The sequence below is a fragment of the Anaeromyxobacter oryzisoli genome, from assembly GCF_022690765.1.
Taxonomy (GTDB): domain Bacteria; phylum Myxococcota; class Myxococcia; order Myxococcales; family Anaeromyxobacteraceae; genus Anaeromyxobacter; species Anaeromyxobacter oryzisoli.
Window position 1 is genome coordinate 66577 of record NZ_JALCZA010000009.1, and the last position, 16687, is coordinate 83263.

At 74.7% G+C, this 16687-nt stretch carries 15 protein-coding genes; 9 read left to right on the forward strand and 6 right to left on the reverse strand.

Annotation, left to right across the window (positions count from 1 at the left end; translation table 11 throughout):
- Position 1: 1 nt before the first annotated feature.
- Positions 2-490: a hypothetical protein gene (locus tag MNZ27_RS05155; RefSeq protein WP_242392967.1), complete on the reverse strand. Its 489-nt coding sequence runs from the start codon at positions 488-490 to the stop codon at positions 2-4.
- 229 nt (positions 491-719) lie between these two features.
- Between MNZ27_RS05155 and MNZ27_RS05160 the strand changes: the two genes are divergently transcribed.
- The 4 genes from MNZ27_RS05160 to MNZ27_RS05175 all read left to right on the forward strand — a co-directional run bounded on the left by MNZ27_RS05160 (position 720) and on the right by MNZ27_RS05175 (position 6842).
- On the forward strand, positions 720-2660 hold the full coding sequence (locus MNZ27_RS05160; RefSeq protein WP_242392968.1) for an acetate--CoA ligase: 1941 nt from the start codon (positions 720-722) through the stop codon (positions 2658-2660).
- Between the two features lie 78 nt (positions 2661-2738).
- Positions 2739-3833 carry a tryptophan--tRNA ligase gene (trpS, locus tag MNZ27_RS05165; protein ID WP_242392969.1) on the forward strand — a complete coding sequence of 365 codons (1095 nt, stop codon included), beginning with the start codon at positions 2739-2741 and terminating at the stop codon, positions 3831-3833.
- Positions 3834-3904: 71 nt separating this feature from the next.
- A complete protein-coding gene (locus MNZ27_RS05170; protein ID WP_242392970.1) occupies positions 3905-4882 on the forward strand; it encodes a histone deacetylase family protein in 978 nt (325 codons plus the stop codon).
- Positions 4883-5723: 841 nt separating this feature from the next.
- On the forward strand, positions 5724-6842 hold the full coding sequence (locus MNZ27_RS05175) for an HNH endonuclease (protein ID WP_242392971.1): 1119 nt from the start codon (positions 5724-5726) through the stop codon (positions 6840-6842).
- Between the two features lie 430 nt (positions 6843-7272).
- Here the strand turns inward: MNZ27_RS05175 and MNZ27_RS05180 are convergent, their stop codons facing one another.
- Positions 7273-8763, reverse strand: coding sequence for an amidase (locus MNZ27_RS05180; protein WP_242392972.1), 1491 nt, complete (start codon positions 8761-8763; stop codon positions 7273-7275).
- A gap of 33 nt (positions 8764-8796) precedes the next feature.
- The gene (gene srmL / locus MNZ27_RS05185; protein ID WP_242392973.1) at positions 8797-10011 is read right to left on the reverse strand and encodes a PheS-related mystery ligase SrmL; all 1215 of its coding nucleotides are present in this window, start codon (positions 10009-10011) and stop codon (positions 8797-8799) included.
- Between the two features lie 444 nt (positions 10012-10455).
- Here srmL and MNZ27_RS05190 point away from each other — a divergent pair, with 444 nt between their 5' ends.
- The gene (locus MNZ27_RS05190; protein ID WP_242392974.1) at positions 10456-11004 is read left to right on the forward strand and encodes a DUF2059 domain-containing protein; all 549 of its coding nucleotides are present in this window, start codon (positions 10456-10458) and stop codon (positions 11002-11004) included.
- 97 nt (positions 11005-11101) lie between these two features.
- Here MNZ27_RS05190 and MNZ27_RS05195 read toward each other — a convergent pair whose 3' ends face one another.
- A complete protein-coding gene (locus MNZ27_RS05195) occupies positions 11102-11485 on the reverse strand; it encodes a hypothetical protein (protein ID WP_242392975.1) in 384 nt (127 codons plus the stop codon).
- 28 nt (positions 11486-11513) lie between these two features.
- Between MNZ27_RS05195 and MNZ27_RS05200 the strand changes: the two genes are divergently transcribed.
- Both MNZ27_RS05200 and MNZ27_RS05205 read left to right on the forward strand, forming a co-directional pair.
- Positions 11514-12239, forward strand: coding sequence for a hypothetical protein (locus MNZ27_RS05200; protein WP_242392976.1), 726 nt, complete (start codon positions 11514-11516; stop codon positions 12237-12239).
- Between the two features lie 105 nt (positions 12240-12344).
- Positions 12345-12773, forward strand: a complete 429-nt coding sequence (locus tag MNZ27_RS05205; RefSeq protein ID WP_242392977.1) for a CBS domain-containing protein — start codon at positions 12345-12347, stop codon at positions 12771-12773.
- Between the two features lie 25 nt (positions 12774-12798).
- Here MNZ27_RS05205 and MNZ27_RS05210 read toward each other — a convergent pair whose 3' ends face one another.
- Complete coding sequence (locus tag MNZ27_RS05210; RefSeq protein ID WP_242392978.1) at positions 12799-13341, reverse strand: MarR family winged helix-turn-helix transcriptional regulator; 543 nt, start codon at positions 13339-13341, stop codon at positions 12799-12801.
- Positions 13342-13456: 115 nt separating this feature from the next.
- Here MNZ27_RS05210 and MNZ27_RS05215 point away from each other — a divergent pair, with 115 nt between their 5' ends.
- Positions 13457-14515 carry a branched-chain amino acid aminotransferase gene (locus MNZ27_RS05215; RefSeq protein WP_242392979.1) on the forward strand — a complete coding sequence of 353 codons (1059 nt, stop codon included), beginning with the start codon at positions 13457-13459 and terminating at the stop codon, positions 14513-14515.
- A 250-nt stretch (positions 14516-14765) separates the two neighbouring features.
- On the opposite strand, the gene alr is transcribed toward MNZ27_RS05215, so the two are convergent.
- Positions 14766-15950 carry an alanine racemase gene (gene alr, locus MNZ27_RS05220; RefSeq protein WP_242392980.1) on the reverse strand — a complete coding sequence of 395 codons (1185 nt, stop codon included), beginning with the start codon at positions 15948-15950 and terminating at the stop codon, positions 14766-14768.
- Positions 15951-16150: 200 nt separating this feature from the next.
- On the opposite strand from alr, the gene MNZ27_RS05225 reads away from it, so the two are divergent.
- Positions 16151-16684, forward strand: a complete 534-nt coding sequence (locus MNZ27_RS05225; protein ID WP_242392981.1) for a hypothetical protein — start codon at positions 16151-16153, stop codon at positions 16682-16684.
- The last annotated feature ends 3 nt before the right edge of the window (positions 16685-16687 follow it).

A 16687-nucleotide genomic window follows, 5' to 3' on the forward strand; every position in this document is an offset into this window, starting at 1 on the left:
CTCAGAGCACGGCGCCGATCCCGACCAGCACCAGGAACACCACCGCCGCGGCCACCGCGAGGGCGAGCGCGGCGACCCAGATGCCGTGCCGGAGGGGCACGTCCCGCCCGAGGGCGGCGGTGCCGACGAAGAGCGCCGCGCCGGCGGCGAGCATGACCGGGAGCACCGCCTGCGGCGCGGGCTCCCGGGCGCGATAGCCGAGCGGGACGCTCACGTAGCCGGCGAACACGACCGCGAGCCACGCCAGCGCGAAGGCGACGAGCGCGAGGCCGCGCCGGGCGCGCTCCCCGCGCGGCACGCCGAGCGTCCGGGCGGCGGCGAGGCCGAGCGCGGCCGCGACGGCGATGGCGGCGCTCGGCGCGAGCGCCGGATAGCGCACGCCGTGCACGCCCCCGGAGGCCAGGAGCCGGCCGGCCGCCCAGCCCGCGAGCGCGGCGACGAGGATCGCGAGGAGCGTCGCCGTCCGCTTCGTCCCGATGAGCATCGCCACCCCCGCCCGCGCTGCGTCACAGGCTAGCAGACGGCGCGGGGACGGCTCGTGCCCCCTCCGGGCCCCACCGCGCGAGCCGCCCCGGGCCGAGGCGCGCCGCTCCTCGCGGCGGTGCGGTCCGGCCGGAGGGCCGCGATGCACCCGTGCGCGTGGGTGACCGCCGAGGGACGGGGCGCCTCCGGCATCGCGCGGTTGGCGAGCACATCTTCTCCGGCGAGGAGGCGACGCGATGGACCTCGTGAACCCGGTCGTCCGGCGGTGGCTCGCCGCGGCGGAGGAGGACCCGGACGGCTTCTGGGCGCGGGCGGCGGAGGAGCTGCACTGGTTCCGGCGCTGGGACCGCGTGTTCGAGCCCGAGTTCCCGAGCTTCCGATGGTTCGTCGGCGGCGAGACGAACCTCTCCTACGGTGCCCTCGACCGGCACGTCGCCGCCGGCCGCGGTGGCCACGCCGCCCTCGTCTACGCGAACGAGCGCGGGGAGCGGCGCACGCTCACCTGGGCGCAGCTCCTCCACGAGGTCGAGCGCGCGGCCGCCGCGCTGCGGGGGCTCGGGATCCGGCGGGGCGATCGGATCGCGCTCTACCTGCCGACCTGCCCGGAGGCGATCATCCTCATGCTCGCGGCGGTCCGGATCGGGGCCGTCCACCTCGTGGTGTTCGCGGGGTTCGGCGCCGGCGCGCTCTCGAGCCGGGTGGTGGCGAGCGGCGCGCGCGCGATCTTCACCGCCGACGTGACCTGGCGGAAGGGCCAGGAGATCCGGCTCAAGGAGATCGTGGACGAGGCGCTCGCGCTGGATCGCGGCGCGGTCGAGCACGTCGTGGTGATCCAGCGCGACCGCGCCGCTCCTCCCTGGACGGGCGCGCGCGACGTCGCCTGGCCGGAGTTCCTCGCCCTCGCCGGCGGCCGCTCCGGCGCGGCCGTGCCGGTCGAGGCGAACGAGCCCGCGTTCATCCTCGCGACCTCCGGCACCACCGCCCGGCCGAAGCTGGCGGTCCACGTCCACGGCGGCTACGCGGTCCACGTCCACGCGATGGGGCGCTGGTGCTTCGGGCTGCGCCCCTCCGACGTCTGGTGGTCCACCTCGGACATCGGCTGGATCGTCGGGCACAGCTACATCGTCTACGCGCCGCTGCTCACCGGCTGCACCACCGTCGCGTACGAGGGCGCCCTCGACTACCCGGGGCCCGAGACGGTCTGGCGCCTCGTCGAGGAGCTGCGCGTCACCGGCCTCTTCACCTCGCCGACGGCGGTGCGCCTCCTCATGCGGTACGGCGACCGGCCCGCGCAGGGGTTCGACCACCGCTCGCTCGAGCGCGTCGTCTGCGCCGGGGAGGTCCTGAACCCGCCGGCCTGGGACTGGCTCCAGAACGTCGTCCTCGGCGGGAAGGTGCCGGTGCTCGACCACATGTGGCAGACCGAGACCGGCGGCCCGGTGTTCGGCAACCCGTACGGCATCGCGATGCTGCCCATCAAGCCCGGCTCGGCGGGGCTGCCGCTCCCCGGGATCGAGGCGGCGGTGGTGAGCCCGCAGGAGGGCCGGCCCGTCGCGCCGGGCGAGAAGGGGGTGATGGTCCTCACCCGCCCGTTCCCGGGGCTCACGCCCTCGCTCTGGGGCGAGCCGGAGCGCTACGCCGCCGACTACTGGCAGCGCGTCCCGGGCGTCTACTTCACGGGCGACTCGGCGTCGGTGGACGAGGACGGGTACGTCTTCTTCGCGGGGCGTGCCGACGAGATCCTCAAGATCGCCGGGCACAAGCTCGGGACGATCGAGGTCGAGACCGCGCTCCTCACGCACCCGGCGGTCGCCGAGGCGGGGGTCACCGGTCGCCCCGACCCGGTGCGCGGCGAGGTGATCACCGCGTTCGTCGCGCTCAGGCAGGGGCGCGCGCCGTCGCCCGCGCTCCGGCGGGAGCTGTTCGAGGCGGTCCGGCGCGAGCTCGGGCCGGTGGCGGTCATGGGCGAGGTGAGCTTCGTGCGCGCGCTGCCCAAGACGCGGAGCGGGAAGATCATGCGCCGCGTCCTCCGGGCGGTGATCCTCGACCAGGACCCGGGCGACCTCACGACGATCGAGGACGAGGGGTCGGTGGACGAGGCCCGGCGCGCGTGGGCGGAGCTGCGGGCCGAGCTGGCGGCGGGCGAGGGGGGCGAGGAGGGCGCCGCCCCGCGCTGAGCGCAGCGCGGGCGCGACGCGCGTCGCCGGAGGGCGGCGGAGGGTGATCGCCAGCCCGACTGCGGGTATCTTCGCGCGATGAGCAACCCCGCGAAGCCCCGCCTCCTCACCGGCGACACCCCGACCGGCCGGCTGCACCTCGGCCACTGGGTCGGCAGCCTCGAGAACCGCGTCGCCCTGCAGGATCGGTACGAGTGCTACTTCCTCGTCGCCAACTCCCACGCCTTCACCACCCGCGCCGAGCGGCCGGACGAGATCCGGCAGAGCGTCCTCGACATCGCGACCGACTCCCTCGCCGCCGGCATCGACCCGGCGCGGAGCGCGATCTTCGTCCAGAGCGAGGTCCCGGCCATCGCGGAGCTGACGTTCTTCTTCGCCATGCTCCTGCCGTTCAACCGCGTGATGCGGAACCCGACCCTCAAGGAGGAGATCCGGGACAAGGGGCTCGGCGACACGTACCCGTTCGGCTTCCCGCTGTACGCCGTGGGCCAGACGGCCGACATCCTCGCCTTCCGCCCCGAGGTCGTGCCGGTCGGCGAGGACCAGCTCGCGCACCTCGAGATGACCCGCGAGGTGGCCCGCCGCTTCGACCAGCTCTACTGCGGCGTCGATCCCGCGACCGAGGACGACGCGTACGTCGCGCGGGGCGGGCTCTTCCCGGTCGTGAAGCCGCTCCTCGGGCGGGTCCGGCGACTCCCCGGCACCGGCGCCCCGGGGCCGGACGGGACGCTCCTCAAGATGAGCAAGTCCCTCGGGAACGCGATCTTCCTCTCCGACGACGCGGCCACGGTGGAGCGGAAGGTGATGGGGATGTACACCGACCCGGCGCGCAAGCGGGCCACCGATCCCGGGCGCGTCGAGGGCAACCCGCTCTGGATCTACCACGAGACCTTCAACCGCGACGCGGCCTGGGTCGCCGAGCACGAGGAGGCCTACCGGAACGGTCAGGTGGGCGACGTCGCGGTGAAGCGCAAGCTGGTGGAGGTGCTGAACGCGCTCCTCGAGCCGATCCGGGAGCGGCGCCGCGCGCTCGAGGCGCGGCCGGACACGGTCATCGACGTGCTCCGCGACGGGACGCGCCGGGCGAACGCGGTGACGGAGGAGACGCTCGCCCTCGCGAAGCACGCCCTCCGGCAGGACTTCCTCCCGCGACGGAAGCTCGACCTCGGGTGAGCGGGCGAGCGCACGCCCCGGACGCCGGGGGGCCGCCCGAGGCCCGCACCTGTTATCTTGCCGGGCGTCCCATGCCGCACCGTCTCGTCCTCGTCACGCACCCCGACTGCAGCGCCCACGACACCGGCCCCGATCACCCCGAGAGCGTCCTCCGGCTCGCGGCGATCGAGGCCGCCCTCGCCGGCGACCCCGAGCTCGTCCCCCCCACCGTCACGTGGGAGCGGCCGGAGCCGGCGAAGCTCGAGGACCTGCTCCGCGTCCACACCCCCGCGCTCGTGGAGCGGATCCGGGAGCTCTCCGGGACCGCCGCCCGCACCGGCGCCCCCGCCTTCGTCGAGCCGGAGACCCCGGTCTCGGCGGGCTCGTACCGGGCCGCGCTCGCCTCGGCGGGCTGCGCCATGCACGCCGCCCTGCGGGTCGCCCGCGACGAGGTCCCGGCCGCGTTCTCGCTGGGGCGCCCGCCCGGCCACCACGCCGCGGCCGAGCGCTCCGGCGGCTACTGCCTGTTCAACAACGTGGCGATCGCGGCGCGCCGGGTGCTCGCGGAGGGGCTCGCCCGCCGGATCCTCGTCGTGGACTGGGACGTCCACCACGGCGACGGCACGCAGGCGATCTTCTGGGAGGATCCCGCGGTCCACTATCTGTCGCTCCACCTGTACCCGCACTATCCGTACTCGGGCGCCGAGGACGAGCGGGGCGCGGGGGCGGGGGTCGGCGCCACGCACAACGTGCCGGTCTCCGCCGGCACCTCGGCCGACGGCTACCGCCGCCGCTTCGCCGCCGCGGTGGAGGGCGCCCTCGAGGCGGCGCGCCCGGACCTCGTGCTCGTCTCGGCAGGGTTCGACCTGCTCGGCGGCGATCCCCAGGGCGGCCTCGCGCTCGAGCCGTCGGATCTGCACCCGCTGGCGCGCACGCTGATCGAGCGCGCCGCGGCGGCCGGGTGCCGCCGGATCGCGGCGGTGCTCGAGGGCGGGTACGTGCCGGCGCGGGTCGGCGCCGGCGTGGTGAGCGTCGCGCGCGCGCTCGCCGGGCTGCCGCCCGCGGCCTGATGGCGCCACCCGCTTGCGTCGAGCGTCGCGAGGCTCGCGATGCCGTCGCCGAGCGTGGGCACACGACGACCGAGCAGCGCAGGCGTGCCTGGTAGTTTTCGAATTCCGTCACATCGTCATGCGAGGTGGGCCGGTCGAGGAGGGACCTTGCAGGCGAACGGCCCTGAAAGACGAGCGGTCTGGGCTCGGGAAGATGGAAAGGCCGGGGCGCCGCAGTGCGTGTGAACCGTCTGCGCAAGATCGGCCCCGAAGACACCCGCGTTTCACCGATAGCGCTACGAGCTTCCGCCGCCACCTGGCCTGAGTCGCCCGTCGCGCTACCGCTCGTTCGCGCCGCGGCCGAAGGTTTCACGGTGAGCGTTGGGCCGCAGCCCTTTCGCGGGAACCCCGATTTCACCGATCGGCTGTTGACGCATTTTTCGGTGAGTGACGCTTCGCGAGCCCAGGTCGTCCGAATAGGTCTCTCTCGCAGCGTCGCGGGGGCGCCGTGCGCCGCGAGTCCGCGCGGAGTCGAGGCGCGAGGGCGGGCTTTCGTTCTCGCGCCTGGCGCCGAATGCGTGCGTCTGGGGAGGGCACGAGATCGCGTGAGACCATCCGTTCATGCACGCACGCGATCTCTCCGCCCGCCTCCATGGCGCCACCCGCTTGCGTTGAGCGTCGCGAGGCACACGATGCCGTCGCCGAGCGGGGGCACACGACGACCGAGCGGCGCAGGCGTGCCTGTTGGCACGTCGAGCAGCGCAGGGAGGAGTCTGCCCCGCACAGGCAGGCAGCGTGCGCCGCAGCAGCTCAATGCGAGTGGGTGTCGCCATCACAGCTCCTCCGCCGCGAACACGACTGCATGGCCGACTTCCTGGTCGCCCTCGCCGACTTCGATCGCCGACGGCTCTGGGTCGAGCTCGGCTACTCGAGCCTGTTCTGGTTCCTCCATCGCGAGCTCGGGCTCTCGAAAGGGGCCGCGTTCTACCGGAAGACCGCCGCCGAGCTGGTGCAGCGGTTCCCCGAGGTCATCGAGCCGTTACGCGACGGGAGACTTTGCATCTCGAGCATCGCTGAGCTCGCGAAGGTGATCTCGCCCGAGAACCGGGCGGAGGTGCTGCCGCGGTTCTTCCACCGCTCGAAGCACGAGGCGGCGGAGGTTGCGGCGGAGATCAAGCCGGTCGAGAAGGCGCCGCGTCGCGAGGTCGTGACGGCGGTGCGCGCCCCGGCCACGGAGGAGGCCGTTCCGCGTCTCGAGGTCGCGGCGGCGGCGAGTCCGGGCGCGGCTCTCCGAGTCGCGGCTCCGAACATCGTCACGGCGGCACCGCTCGAGCTGCTCGAGGCGAGAGGTTCGCCGGAAAACCCTGTCGATGCCAACTCTCCGCGCGTTGCGGCGCACGCCCCATCTTGCCGCGAAGCCCGCCGCGAATCGGTCGAGCCGCTCAGCGCCGACCTCCGGCGGCTTCACTTCAACGTCTCCCGCCGCTTCATCGAGAAGCTCGCCGCTGCGCGGGATGCGCTCTCCCATTCACATTTCGGCGCCACCACGGAGGAGATCCTCGAGGTCGGCCTCGATCTCGTCCTCGCCCGAAGCGCCAAGCGGAAGGGGCTCGTGCAGAAGCCGCTCGCGGAGCGCCGCCCCTCGAAGCCGGAGCACCTCTCCGCCGAGGTGAAGCGCCAGGTCTGGCTCCGCGACGGCGGCCGCTGCCAGTACCCCCTCGAGTCCGGCGGCATCTGCGGCTCGACCTACTTGCTCGAGTTCGATCACCGCGAAGCCGAGGCCCTGGGCGGCCCGCCCACAGTCGAGAACATTCACCTTCTCTGTTTCTTCCATAACCAGCTCGCCGCTCGGCAGGTCTTCGGGGACGCCTGGATGGACCGGTTCAGGCGACGGTCGAACGGTGAGCTCTTCGACTCCGCACCTGTCGCACGAACGGGAACGGCGCCGCGGTGCGCGGTAAAGAAGAAGCGCTCGGGGTGAGCGATAGCCGGGCCCGACTCTTGGGCGACGCTGACGGGGCCGACGAGCGGCCACCGGATCTGCTCCAGATCTCCTATCGCGGGCGGCCGAGAGCCCCGGCGAGCGGCTCATCATGCCGTTGCAGCACGGGCTTCTTCGGGGCCGATCTTGTCACTTCGGTTCCCGCCCGCGGGCGGCGCGCCGCCGTCCACCTTCTTCCCGAGCCAGCTTCACGCTTGCCGTGCAGGTGCGCTCGTACCCGCGGGCCCCTAGCGCGAAGAACCCGCAGAGTGGAGGCGGGGCCGGGACGGTGTGATGAAGGCCACGCCGTGGAAGGCCCGTCGAGCAGCCGCCGCGCCCGCGTGGAAGGCCTGTCGAGCAGCGCAGGGAGGAGCGAGTCTGCCCCGCGCAGGCAGCATGCGCAGCTCGATGCGAGGGCGCGGTCGCCAAATCAGGCTGCGATTCCCGGCGGCAGCCGGTCGGCCCAGGGGTGTGCCGCCTCGAGCTGTGCCGCGAGCCGGAGGAGGGTCGCCTCCTCGCCGAAGCGTGCCGCGATCTGGACCCCGAGCGGGAGGCCGGCCGCGGTCACGTGGAGCGGGACGCTCATGGCGGGCTGGCCGGTCTGGTTGAAGAGCATGGTGTTGCCGGTCGCCTCGAACGAGCGGGAGCCGATGGCGTCGAAGAGCCGCTCCAGCACCGCGCGGGACGGCACCCGCGCCGTGGCCCGCAGGGCGAGCCGCTCCAGCGGCCGCGCCCCGAGCTGGCCGATGCGGGGCGCGGGCTGGGCCGTCGTGGGGGAGACGAGGACGTCGTGATCGGCGAGGAACGCCGCCAGGGTGCGGCCGACCTGGTGCATCTCGTGCTCGGCCTCCACCAGGTCCGCCGCCGAGAGCACCCGCCCCGCCGCCTCGAGCGTGGCGGTCTCGGGCTCGAGATCGGCGGCGCGGCGCTTGCGGCCCGAGAACCGGCGCGCGAGCGCGACGTCGGCCGCCACCTCGGCCGCGAGGGCGACGAGGTAGGCGTGCACGAGCGCGTCGCGCGGGATGTCCGGCGCGCTCTCCGTCACCTCGTGGCCGAGCGCGGCGAGGGCCCGCGCCGCCCGCTCCACCCCCCCCCCCCCCACCCGGGGCGGCTCGCGGGCGGCGGAGGAGCGTCGCGTGAAGGCGACGCGGAGCTTCCCGGGCGCCGCGCCGACCTCCGCCAGGAACGGCCGCGCGGGCGGGGGCGCGAGGTAGGGATCGCCGGGCGCGCCGCCGGCGAGCACGTCGAGGAGCGCCGCCGAGTCGCGCACGGAGCGGGTGAGGACCCCTTCGACGACGAGGCCGGAGAGGGACTCGCCCAGCGTGGGCCCCAGCGACACCCGGCCGCGCGTCGCCTTCAGGGCGAAGAGGCCGCAGGCGGAGGCGGGGATCCGGAGGGATCCGCCGCCGTCGTTGCCGTGGGCGGCGGGGACGATCCGCGCCGCCACCGCCGCGGCCGACCCGCCGGACGAGCCCCCCGGGCTGAACTCCGGGTTCCACGGGTTGCGGGCCGGTCCCCGGAGCGCCGACTCGGTGACCGCCATGATGCCGAGCTCGGGGGTGTTGGTCTGGCCGAAGATGACCACGCCCGCCCGGAGCAGGCGCGAGACCACGTCCGAGTCGTGCGGGGCGACCAGGCCCTCCAGGAGCCGGGTCGAGCCGGTGACGGGGTGGCCGCGCCACTGCGTGAACAGGTCCTTCAGGAGGAAGGGGACGCCGGACAGCGGCCCCGGCGGCAGCGGCCCGCGGGCCCGGGCGCGCGCCTCCTCGTCGTGCCGGGCCACGATCGCGTTGAGGCGCGGGTCCCGGGCGTCGGCGCGCTCGAGCGCCGCCTCGAGCAGCTCGGCGGCGGTGACCTCGCCCCGGCGGACGAGGTCGGCGAGGGCGAGGGCGTCGAGCCGGTCGTACTCGGGAAGGCGCATGTCTCATCATAGCCCGGCGGCGGAGCTGGTGGATCACGGATGGTGGAACCCTCGCGCGGGGGCCGGTCGCTCGGTGCGCGCGGCTCGACGGGGGCGGGCGTCGCCGCCGGCCGGCGGCGGCAGGGGCGGTGCGCCGGACGCCCGCTCGCGCGCCGAGCCCTGGTGGATCGCCGCGTACACCGCGTCGCGGAGCGCGTTCGCCTCGGGGGCGGTGAGGTTGCGGTCGAGGGCGCGGAGGACGAGCCGCAGCAGGACGTTCTTCTGCCCGGCGGAGATCCCGAGCCGCTCCCGGGCAGCGGGCGGGAGCGCCGCGGCCGGCGTCTCCGAGAGGAGCTCGACGGCCTCGACGTCCGCGGCGCGGTCCCCGAGCGCCTCCCGGACCCGGTCCCCGAGCGCCTCGGCGGTCGCCTCGGCCGCCACGGCGACGGAGAGATCCCGGCGGACCGGCGGATGGCGGGAGACGGGGCGCCACGGCGCGAGGTCGAGCATCTGGGCGGCGATGCGCGGGTCGGCGGCGCGGAGGAGGCGGATGTCGTCGAGCCCCTTCGCGATCATGACGAGCCGGTCGAGGCCGAGCCCCATCGCGAGGCCGCTCGCGTCCGTCGGGAGCCCCGCGTCGCGGAGCACCTCCGGCGCGGCGAGGCCGCACTCGCCGATCTCGATCCACTCGCCCCGGATCCGGACGTCGATCTGCCGCCCCTCGCGCGTGTACGGGTGCGCGGACTGGGCCACCGTCACGGTGAGGCCCGGGACGATCGCGCGCGCCACCGTGGCGATCATCTCCGCGAGCTCCCGGACGCCGAGCGGGGCTCCGCGGCGGACGCGCCAGAGGTCCACCTGGTGCGGCTCGCCGACGTGGAGCCGGTCGATCGCGTCGCGGCGGTAGACGACGCCGGGGCAGACGAGGAGGGCGTCGCGCGGCGGCGCCGCCGCGAGCCGCCGCAGGAGCGGCGGCACGAGCGCGGAGGTCTGGGTGCGGAGCAGGTGCGTCTCGGAGACGTAGCGCGTGTAGCGGGCGTCGCGCGCGGCGCCGTCCGGGGGATAGCCGAGGCGATCGTAGTTGTCCGCGATGGAGACGATCGGGCTCGCGCGCTCGACGATGGCGGGGCAGGACCAGGCGGCGATCAGCGCGTTCGCGGCGGCGCCGAGGACGCGCTGGACGGCGTGCGGGCCCTGGGCAGGGTCGGTGAGATCGCGGACGGCGAGGGCGCGCGCGAGGGCGGCGGCGCCCATCATCGGGTGGTTCAAGGCGAGATCTCCGGAGACGTGACGAGGCGAAGCGAGGGGGAAGAGGACCTACGTCCCCCCGTCACGGCCCGGGCGTTCTCGCTGGTGCGGAGCGGTCCTCGGTGCGATCAGCGCGCGCGAGAGCCCACCCAGCGCCCGGTCCGGGGCGGGGGGCTGCGAAATCGACGCGTCGCGTTCACGAGGATCACTGTCGACGAAGATACCCGCCGGCGCGCTCGATCGCAACGTGCTCGCCCGGACGGGGCAGGCGTCGGGCTCCAGGGCCTCAGGCCTCAGGCCTCAGGCCACGGGCGACGGGCGACGGGCGACGGGGGCGACGGGGGCGACACGCGACAGGCCGAGAAGAGGGATGGATCGTGATTCACCATCGGTGGAAGGGACGGCACGCGGCGGGCAGAAGGACGTGATACGGTCCGTCTCTCCTCGAACCCAGGAGCTTCCCCGATGAAGCGAGCTTCCGCCGTCCTGCTCTCCGCGCTCCTCGTCCTGCTCGCAGGCGCCGCCCGCGCCGCGACGCCCGCCAAGCCCACGCCCCTCGCGGTCCAGCTCGCGCGCTTCGTCCTCCCGGAGGAGAACTGGAACCGGACGATGGACGGGATCTCGCGGCAGACCAGCCAGTACATGGCGCAGGCGGTCCGGCAGCAGGGCGGCACCCTGTCCCCGGAGCTGCTCGAGCGGTCCATGAAGGAGTTCACGAAGCTCTTCACCTACGAGGAGATCATCGATCTCCAGGCGGGCGTGCTCGCGAAGCACTACACCGCGGCGGAGCTGAAGGAGCTGCTCGCGTTCTACCGGACGCCCATCGGGCAGAAGAGCATCCGGATCATGCCGGAGGTCGCCGAGGACGTGAACGGTCAGATGATGGTCATCATGCAGCAGCGGATGCCGGCGCTGATGGAGCGGCTCAAGCCGGCGCTCGAGAAGGCGGCGGCGGAGTCGAGCGGCGGCGCGACGCAGCCCGCGGCGTCCGAGCGGCCCGCGGGGAAGACGTAGCGCTGCGATCGCGAGTGGGCGATCCGGGAGCTCCGGATCGCCCGCCACGCGCGGGTCGTCCGTCGCCCCGCGCCGCCCGGCGGTGGGGCGACGGCGGCTACTGCTTGAGCTGCGCCCGGTGGCCGCCCTCGTCGTCGAGCGCGTGCGCGAGGACGAAGTGGTAGACGGCGTACGGCTCCTCGCCGCCGCCCACCAGCTCGAACAGGAACTGCCCGGCCTCGCCATCCGGGTCGGGGAGCTGCTGCACGAACAGGACGTCCCGGACGTCGATCACGACCTCGGCGAGGACCTGCTTGCCCCGCATGAGCTGCACCGTCGGGACGCGCTCGTCGTCCTCGTCGAGGTGCCAGTGCAGGTCCTCGTGATCGTAGAAGAAGCTGTCGGGGGTCCCCGCGCGGAGGATGCAGTTCGCGTGGCGCTTCAGCCAGCGCCAGAAACGATCGAAGGTGAGGGTCGAGCCGGTCTCGACGGTGACGGGCATGGGCTCGAATATACCGGGAGGAGGGGGCATGCGCGTGGCGCTCGCGGTGCGATCCGAGGAGGAGGCCCGGAGCCCCGGGGGACGAGCCGGCCCATTGCGCGCGGCGGCGCTCGCCGCCCTGCTGCTGGTCGCGGTGCTCGCCGGCTGCGCCGAGGCTCCCCTCGTGGACGCGCCGTCGGGCCCGCCGCCGTTCCGCGGCCTGCGCCGGGTCCTGCTGGTCCGCGCCGGTGACCGCCCGGAGCCGCAGCGCCACAGGGATCCGCTCGACGCGGTCCGGGAGAGTCTCGAGGCGGACGGGCGGACCACACGGACGGTCGAGGTCGGGCGGAAGGCGCCCCGCGAGCTGGCCGAGGTGGAGCGTCTCTACGCGGAGATCGAGGGGCGCGTCGAGGAGGGCGGGACGTCCGGGGAGGCCGGGCGCCCCGCGGAGCGGCTCCGGCGGCCGGTGGCGGGCGTGCTCGATGCGGTCCAGGCCGACGGCGCGGTGCTCCTCTACCGGCTCGGGGCCCGGCCGCTCCTGCCGGCGCCCTCCGCCTCGCCGTTCTCGCACGAGCCCGCGCCGCGGCTGGCCCGGCCGGCGGGGGCCCTCGCGCTCGTCGATCGCGACGGGAACCTGCTCTGGTTCGACTGGGGCGTGCAGCGGGACCCCCTCGAGGGGTCAGGAGGAGCGAGCGCGCCAGCGACCAGCGCGGCCGAGGCGGTCGACGCGCTGCTCCGGGTCCTCCGCGGCGACGCCGACGCGCCGGACGCCTGAGGCGCCTCGCGTGCGCCCGCGGCCCCACGCGGGCCTCGCCGTCCCCGCGCCGGCGCGCCATGGAAGCGCCACCCGCTCGACCGCACGCGGCGCGAGGAGGTGGCCATGCTGTGCCAGGACCTCATGAAGACCGAGGTGGAGACCTTCCGGGAGCAGGACACGATCCAGCAGATCGCCCGGCGGATGCTGGAGGTGAACATCGGCTTCGTGCCGATCTGCACGCCCGACGGGCGGCCGGTGGGGGTCGTCACCGATCGTGACATCGCGCTGCGGGTCTGCGGCGAGGACCTGAGCTCGACGCTGACGACCGCCGGCGACGTGATGACGCGGGAGACGATCACCTGCCGCGAGACCGACCCCATCGAGCGCGCCGAGCACCTCATGGCGGTCCACCACAAGTCGCGGATGATGGTGGTGGACGACGACGGACGCCTCGTCGGCGTGATCAGCCTCTCGGACATCGTGGACGAGGAGGACGACGAGCGCGCCGCCGAGACGGTGCGCATGATCGCCGACCGCGAGGTGCGGGCCTAGCGCCCGGGGCCGTCCGGGAGCGGGATCAGCGGCGGCGCGCGCCGGGCGTCGCGGCGCGCCGGGGGCCGGGTGCGCGCCGCGCCGCGGCGATGGAGCGCCCCTGGCGACGGCCGGAGGCCGGGGCGTGCGGTCCTCGCCGCGTCCCGCTGAGGAGCGCCATGACGCTGCGCCACCCCTCCGCCGCGTCCCCGCCGGCGACGCCGAAGACGCTCGCGAACCGTCGCCGCTGCGAGCCGGAGAGGCGCCGCTCGAGGCGCGCGCCCGAGGGCGTGAGCCGCAGCGCCTTGCGCCGGCGGTTCTCCGGGACCGGCGCCGCCGCGACGAGGCCGCCGACGAGCAGATCCTTGAGGGGGCGCGCGAGCGCCTGCTTCGAGACGCGGAGGATCCGGACGAGGTCGCCGGGCCCGAGCCCCGGGTTGCGGCGGACGAAGTACAGGATCCGGTGGTGCACCCGGGACAGGCCGCGCTCGGCGAGCATGCGGTCCGGCTCGGCGGTGACCCCGCGGAATCCGTAGAAGAGGAGCGCGAGGGCGTCGTCGAGCGCGTCTGCGGTCTTCCGGTCGATCATGTTGACGCTTCGGCTCCGGATCGCTGTAATGGGACAACACCCTTGACCTGAAGCCGACCCCGCCGGCCACCCTAGCACGGAGCCGCGGGCCCCGGACGCGACCGAAGGAGCAGACATGACCATCCCCGTGGAGAAGACCCGGACCCCGAAGCGCCGCATCCCGGAGGCGGAGCTCGGCTTCGGCAAGTTCTTCACCGACCACCTCTTCCGCATGGACTACGAGGAGGGGAAGGGCTGGCACTCCGCGCGCGTCGAGCCGTACGGGCCCATTCCCCTCGACCCGGCCGCCTCGGTCCTGCACTACGGCCAGGCGATCTTCGAGGGGATGAAGGCGTTCCAGCAGCCCTCCGGGATGAAGATCTTCCGGCCGGGCCAGCACGCCGCCCGCTTCGCGCGGAGCGCCGCGCGGCTCTGCATCCCGCCCGTGGACGAGAAGATCCTGCTCGAGGGCGTGAAGACGCTGCTCCGCACCGACGCCGACTGGCTGCCCGCCGGGCCGGGGACCTCGCTCTACGTCCGCCCGGTGATCTTCGCGACCGAGCCGTTCCTCGGCGTCCGGCCGGCGAAGTCGTACACGCTCCTCGTCTTCCTCTCGCCGGTCGGCGCGTACTTCTCGGGCCCGGCGCGGCGGCTGCGCATCTGGGTGGAGCGCGAGCGCGCCCGCGCGGCGCGGGGCGGCATCGGCGGGTCGAAGGCGGCCGCGAACTACGTCGCGAGCCTCCTCGCGGCCGAGGAGGCGAAGAAGAACGGGTTCGACCAGGTGCTCTGGCTCGACGGCGCGGTGCACCGCGACCTCGAGGAGATCGGGACGATGAACGTGTTCGCCTACTTCGGCGGCACGCTCGTCACGCCCGCCCTCGAGGGCAGCATCCTCCCCGGCGTGACGCGCGACTCGGTCATCCAGCTCGCCCGCTCCTGGGGCATCCCCGTCGAGGAGCGGCGGCTCCCGCTCGAGGAGCTCGCCGCCGCGCACCGCGCCGGCAAGCTCGAGGAGCTGTTCGGCACCGGGACGGCCTCGGTGGTCGCGCCCATCGGCGAGGTCGCCTGGGACGGCGTGACGATGAAGCTCCCCGAGCCCAAGAAGCAGACCCTCGGCGAGCGGCTCCAGGCGGAGGTCGCCGGCATCCAGCGCGGCGAGCGGCCGGACCAGTTCGGGTGGCTCGAGGCGGTCTGACGGCTGACGGGCTTCGGGCGGCGTCAGGCTTCAGTCCTGCGACCCCCGTGCCCGTGCCCGTGCCCGTCACCGATGCCCGTGCCCGGCTCCCGGTTCCCGTGTCCCCTGGCCCGCGATCCGGCGGAGCGTCGGACGACGGGGACCGGGCCACGCGCCACGGGATCGGGTTCACGGGTCACGCCAGGCCGGTGACGGTGACGGGCACGGCCCACGGGCGCGTGCCCGAGTCCGCCACTCCGAGCTGGGCCCGCTACTTCGCGCGGTTCGCCGGCAGTCGCTCGTTCAGCGTGGAGACCGCCTCGACCGCGCCGCCGCGGACGTAGAGCCGCGGCACGCGGGCGCTGATGCCGGTCAGGATCTCCCAGGAGATCGTGTCCGCGAGCGTGGCGAGCTCGTCGGCGTCCACGCGCTCGTCGCCGTCCCGGCCGAGCAGCGTCACGACGTCGCCCGGCACGACCCCGGGGATCGCGGTCACGTCCACCACGCACATGTCCATCGCGACGCGGCCGACCACCGGCGCGCGGCGGCCGTGCAAGATGACGTGGGCGCGGTTCCCGAAGCTCCGCCGGTAGCCGTCGCCGTAGCCGCACATCACGAGGGCGATGCGCGACGGGCGCGCCGCCGCCCAGGTCCGGCCGTAGCCGACGGTCGCGCCGCGCTCCACGTCGGCGACGCGCGCGACGCGGGCCCGCAGCGACAGCACCGGCTCGAGGCCGGCGTCGGTGCCGCACCAGGGCGCCGGCCGGTAGCCGTACAGCGAGAGCCCGGCGCGCACCGCCTCGAGCGCCATCTCGTGGTCGAGGAGCACGCTCGCCGACGCGGAGCAGTGGCGCTCCGGGATCCACGGGACCCGGCGGGAGGTGTCGCGCAGGATCTCGAACTGGCGACGGGTGAAGCGCTGATCCCCCTCCTCCGCGGCGGCGAAGTGCGTGAAGAGCCCCTCGACGCGGATGCCGGGGAGCTGGCGCGCGCGCTCGGCGAGGGCCACCAGGGCGTCCGGCGCGAGGCCGTGCCGGTTCAGGCCGGTCTCGATCTCGAGGTGGATCGGGACCTCCGTGCCGTGCGCGCGCGCGGCGACCGAGAGCGCCTCGACCACCTCCATCGCGCCGACCGCCGGGCGCAGGCCGAGCGCGGCGACCCGCGCCGCGTCGCTCGCCGGGGTGTAGCCGATGATGAGGATGGGGGCCTCGACGCCCGCGCGCCGGAGCTCCTCGGCCTCGTCCACGCAGACGACCGCGAGCCCGTGGGCGCCGGCGGCGAGGGCGGTGCGCCCGACCGCGACCGCGCCGTGGCCGTAGGCGTTGGCCTTCACGACCGCGTAGAGCCGGGCGGGAGCCGCGCGGGCGACGAGCAGGCGGGCGTTCGCCGCGACCGCGTCCAGGTTGACCTCGGCCCAGACCGGGCGGCCGCTCCACTCCGATGGCAGGTTCGACATGGCGCGCATGATAGCCCTGCGGGACTTTCTGCAAAGGCCCGGGCGATCGCCCGGTCGCCGGCGCTGGCCGCGCGGGCGCGCGGGGCGCGGAGGCGGCGCTCCCTCGCGGGGGGCGGCGCGCCCGGGGCCGCCCGCCCGGGCTGCGGGCGGAGTATCGTCGCCACGCCGGGCGGGCGCCTGCCGCGCGGCGGAGGGACGCCATGACCAGCCGTTACCAGGACCTCTGCGAGTCGCTCGAGACCGCCCGGAGCCGGTTCGCGGCCTACCGCTCCGAGTGCGTGCTGTTCGCGGCGACGCTCTCGCGCGGCCTCGTGGACCACGCGAGCTGGCCGCGGGAGCTGATCTCCTACGAGCCGCTCGGCGGCGCGACCCCGGGCGAGCCGACCGAGAAGATCGAGGACGCGATGCACCTCGACGAGGACGGCTTCTGGCACGTCGGGCTGCGCCTCGCCCTGGAGGTGCCGAAGGGGCGCGACTCGATCCTGCTCCGCGTCCGGTTCAAGAAGCTGGAGACGCGCTACATCATCTCGCTGTTCGGGTTCGAGGACTTCGAGGTCGCGGCGCCGACGCCGGAGGCGCTCGAGCCGATCTACGAGTCGGTCCTGAACGCGCTGAAGCGCCACTACGAGTACGGGCTGCGGCTCTTCCTCGAGAACGGCGGGCGGGGGCTCAAGATCCAGGTCTCCGCCCAGCGGCTGCACGAGATGGCGAAGGGGGCCGGCGGGGCGGCGTGAGCA

Coding starts and splice junctions, on each gene's coding strand:
- MNZ27_RS05195 (WP_242392975.1), bottom strand. CDS start 11,485: ATGCCCGTCACCGTCGAGACCGGCTCGACCCTCACCTTCGATCGTTTC.
- MNZ27_RS05225 (WP_242392981.1), top strand. CDS start 16,151: ATGACCAGCCGTTACCAGGACCTCTGCGAGTCGCTCGAGACCGCCCGG.
- MNZ27_RS05180 (WP_242392972.1), bottom strand. CDS start 8,763: ATGCGCCTTCCCGAGTACGACCGGCTCGACGCCCTCGCCCTCGCCGAC.
- MNZ27_RS05210 (WP_242392978.1), bottom strand. CDS start 13,341: ATGATCGACCGGAAGACCGCAGACGCGCTCGACGACGCCCTCGCGCTC.
- MNZ27_RS05190 (WP_242392974.1), top strand. CDS start 10,456: ATGAAGCGAGCTTCCGCCGTCCTGCTCTCCGCGCTCCTCGTCCTGCTC.
- MNZ27_RS05215 (WP_242392979.1), top strand. CDS start 13,457: ATGACCATCCCCGTGGAGAAGACCCGGACCCCGAAGCGCCGCATCCCG.
- alr (WP_242392980.1), bottom strand. CDS start 15,950: ATGTCGAACCTGCCATCGGAGTGGAGCGGCCGCCCGGTCTGGGCCGAG.
- MNZ27_RS05170 (WP_242392970.1), top strand. CDS start 3,905: ATGCCGCACCGTCTCGTCCTCGTCACGCACCCCGACTGCAGCGCCCAC.
- MNZ27_RS05160 (WP_242392968.1), top strand. CDS start 720: ATGGACCTCGTGAACCCGGTCGTCCGGCGGTGGCTCGCCGCGGCGGAG.
- MNZ27_RS05200 (WP_242392976.1), top strand. CDS start 11,514: ATGCGCGTGGCGCTCGCGGTGCGATCCGAGGAGGAGGCCCGGAGCCCC.
- MNZ27_RS05205 (WP_242392977.1), top strand. CDS start 12,345: ATGCTGTGCCAGGACCTCATGAAGACCGAGGTGGAGACCTTCCGGGAG.
- MNZ27_RS05175 (WP_242392971.1), top strand. CDS start 5,724: ATGGCCGACTTCCTGGTCGCCCTCGCCGACTTCGATCGCCGACGGCTC.
- trpS (WP_242392969.1), top strand. CDS start 2,739: ATGAGCAACCCCGCGAAGCCCCGCCTCCTCACCGGCGACACCCCGACC.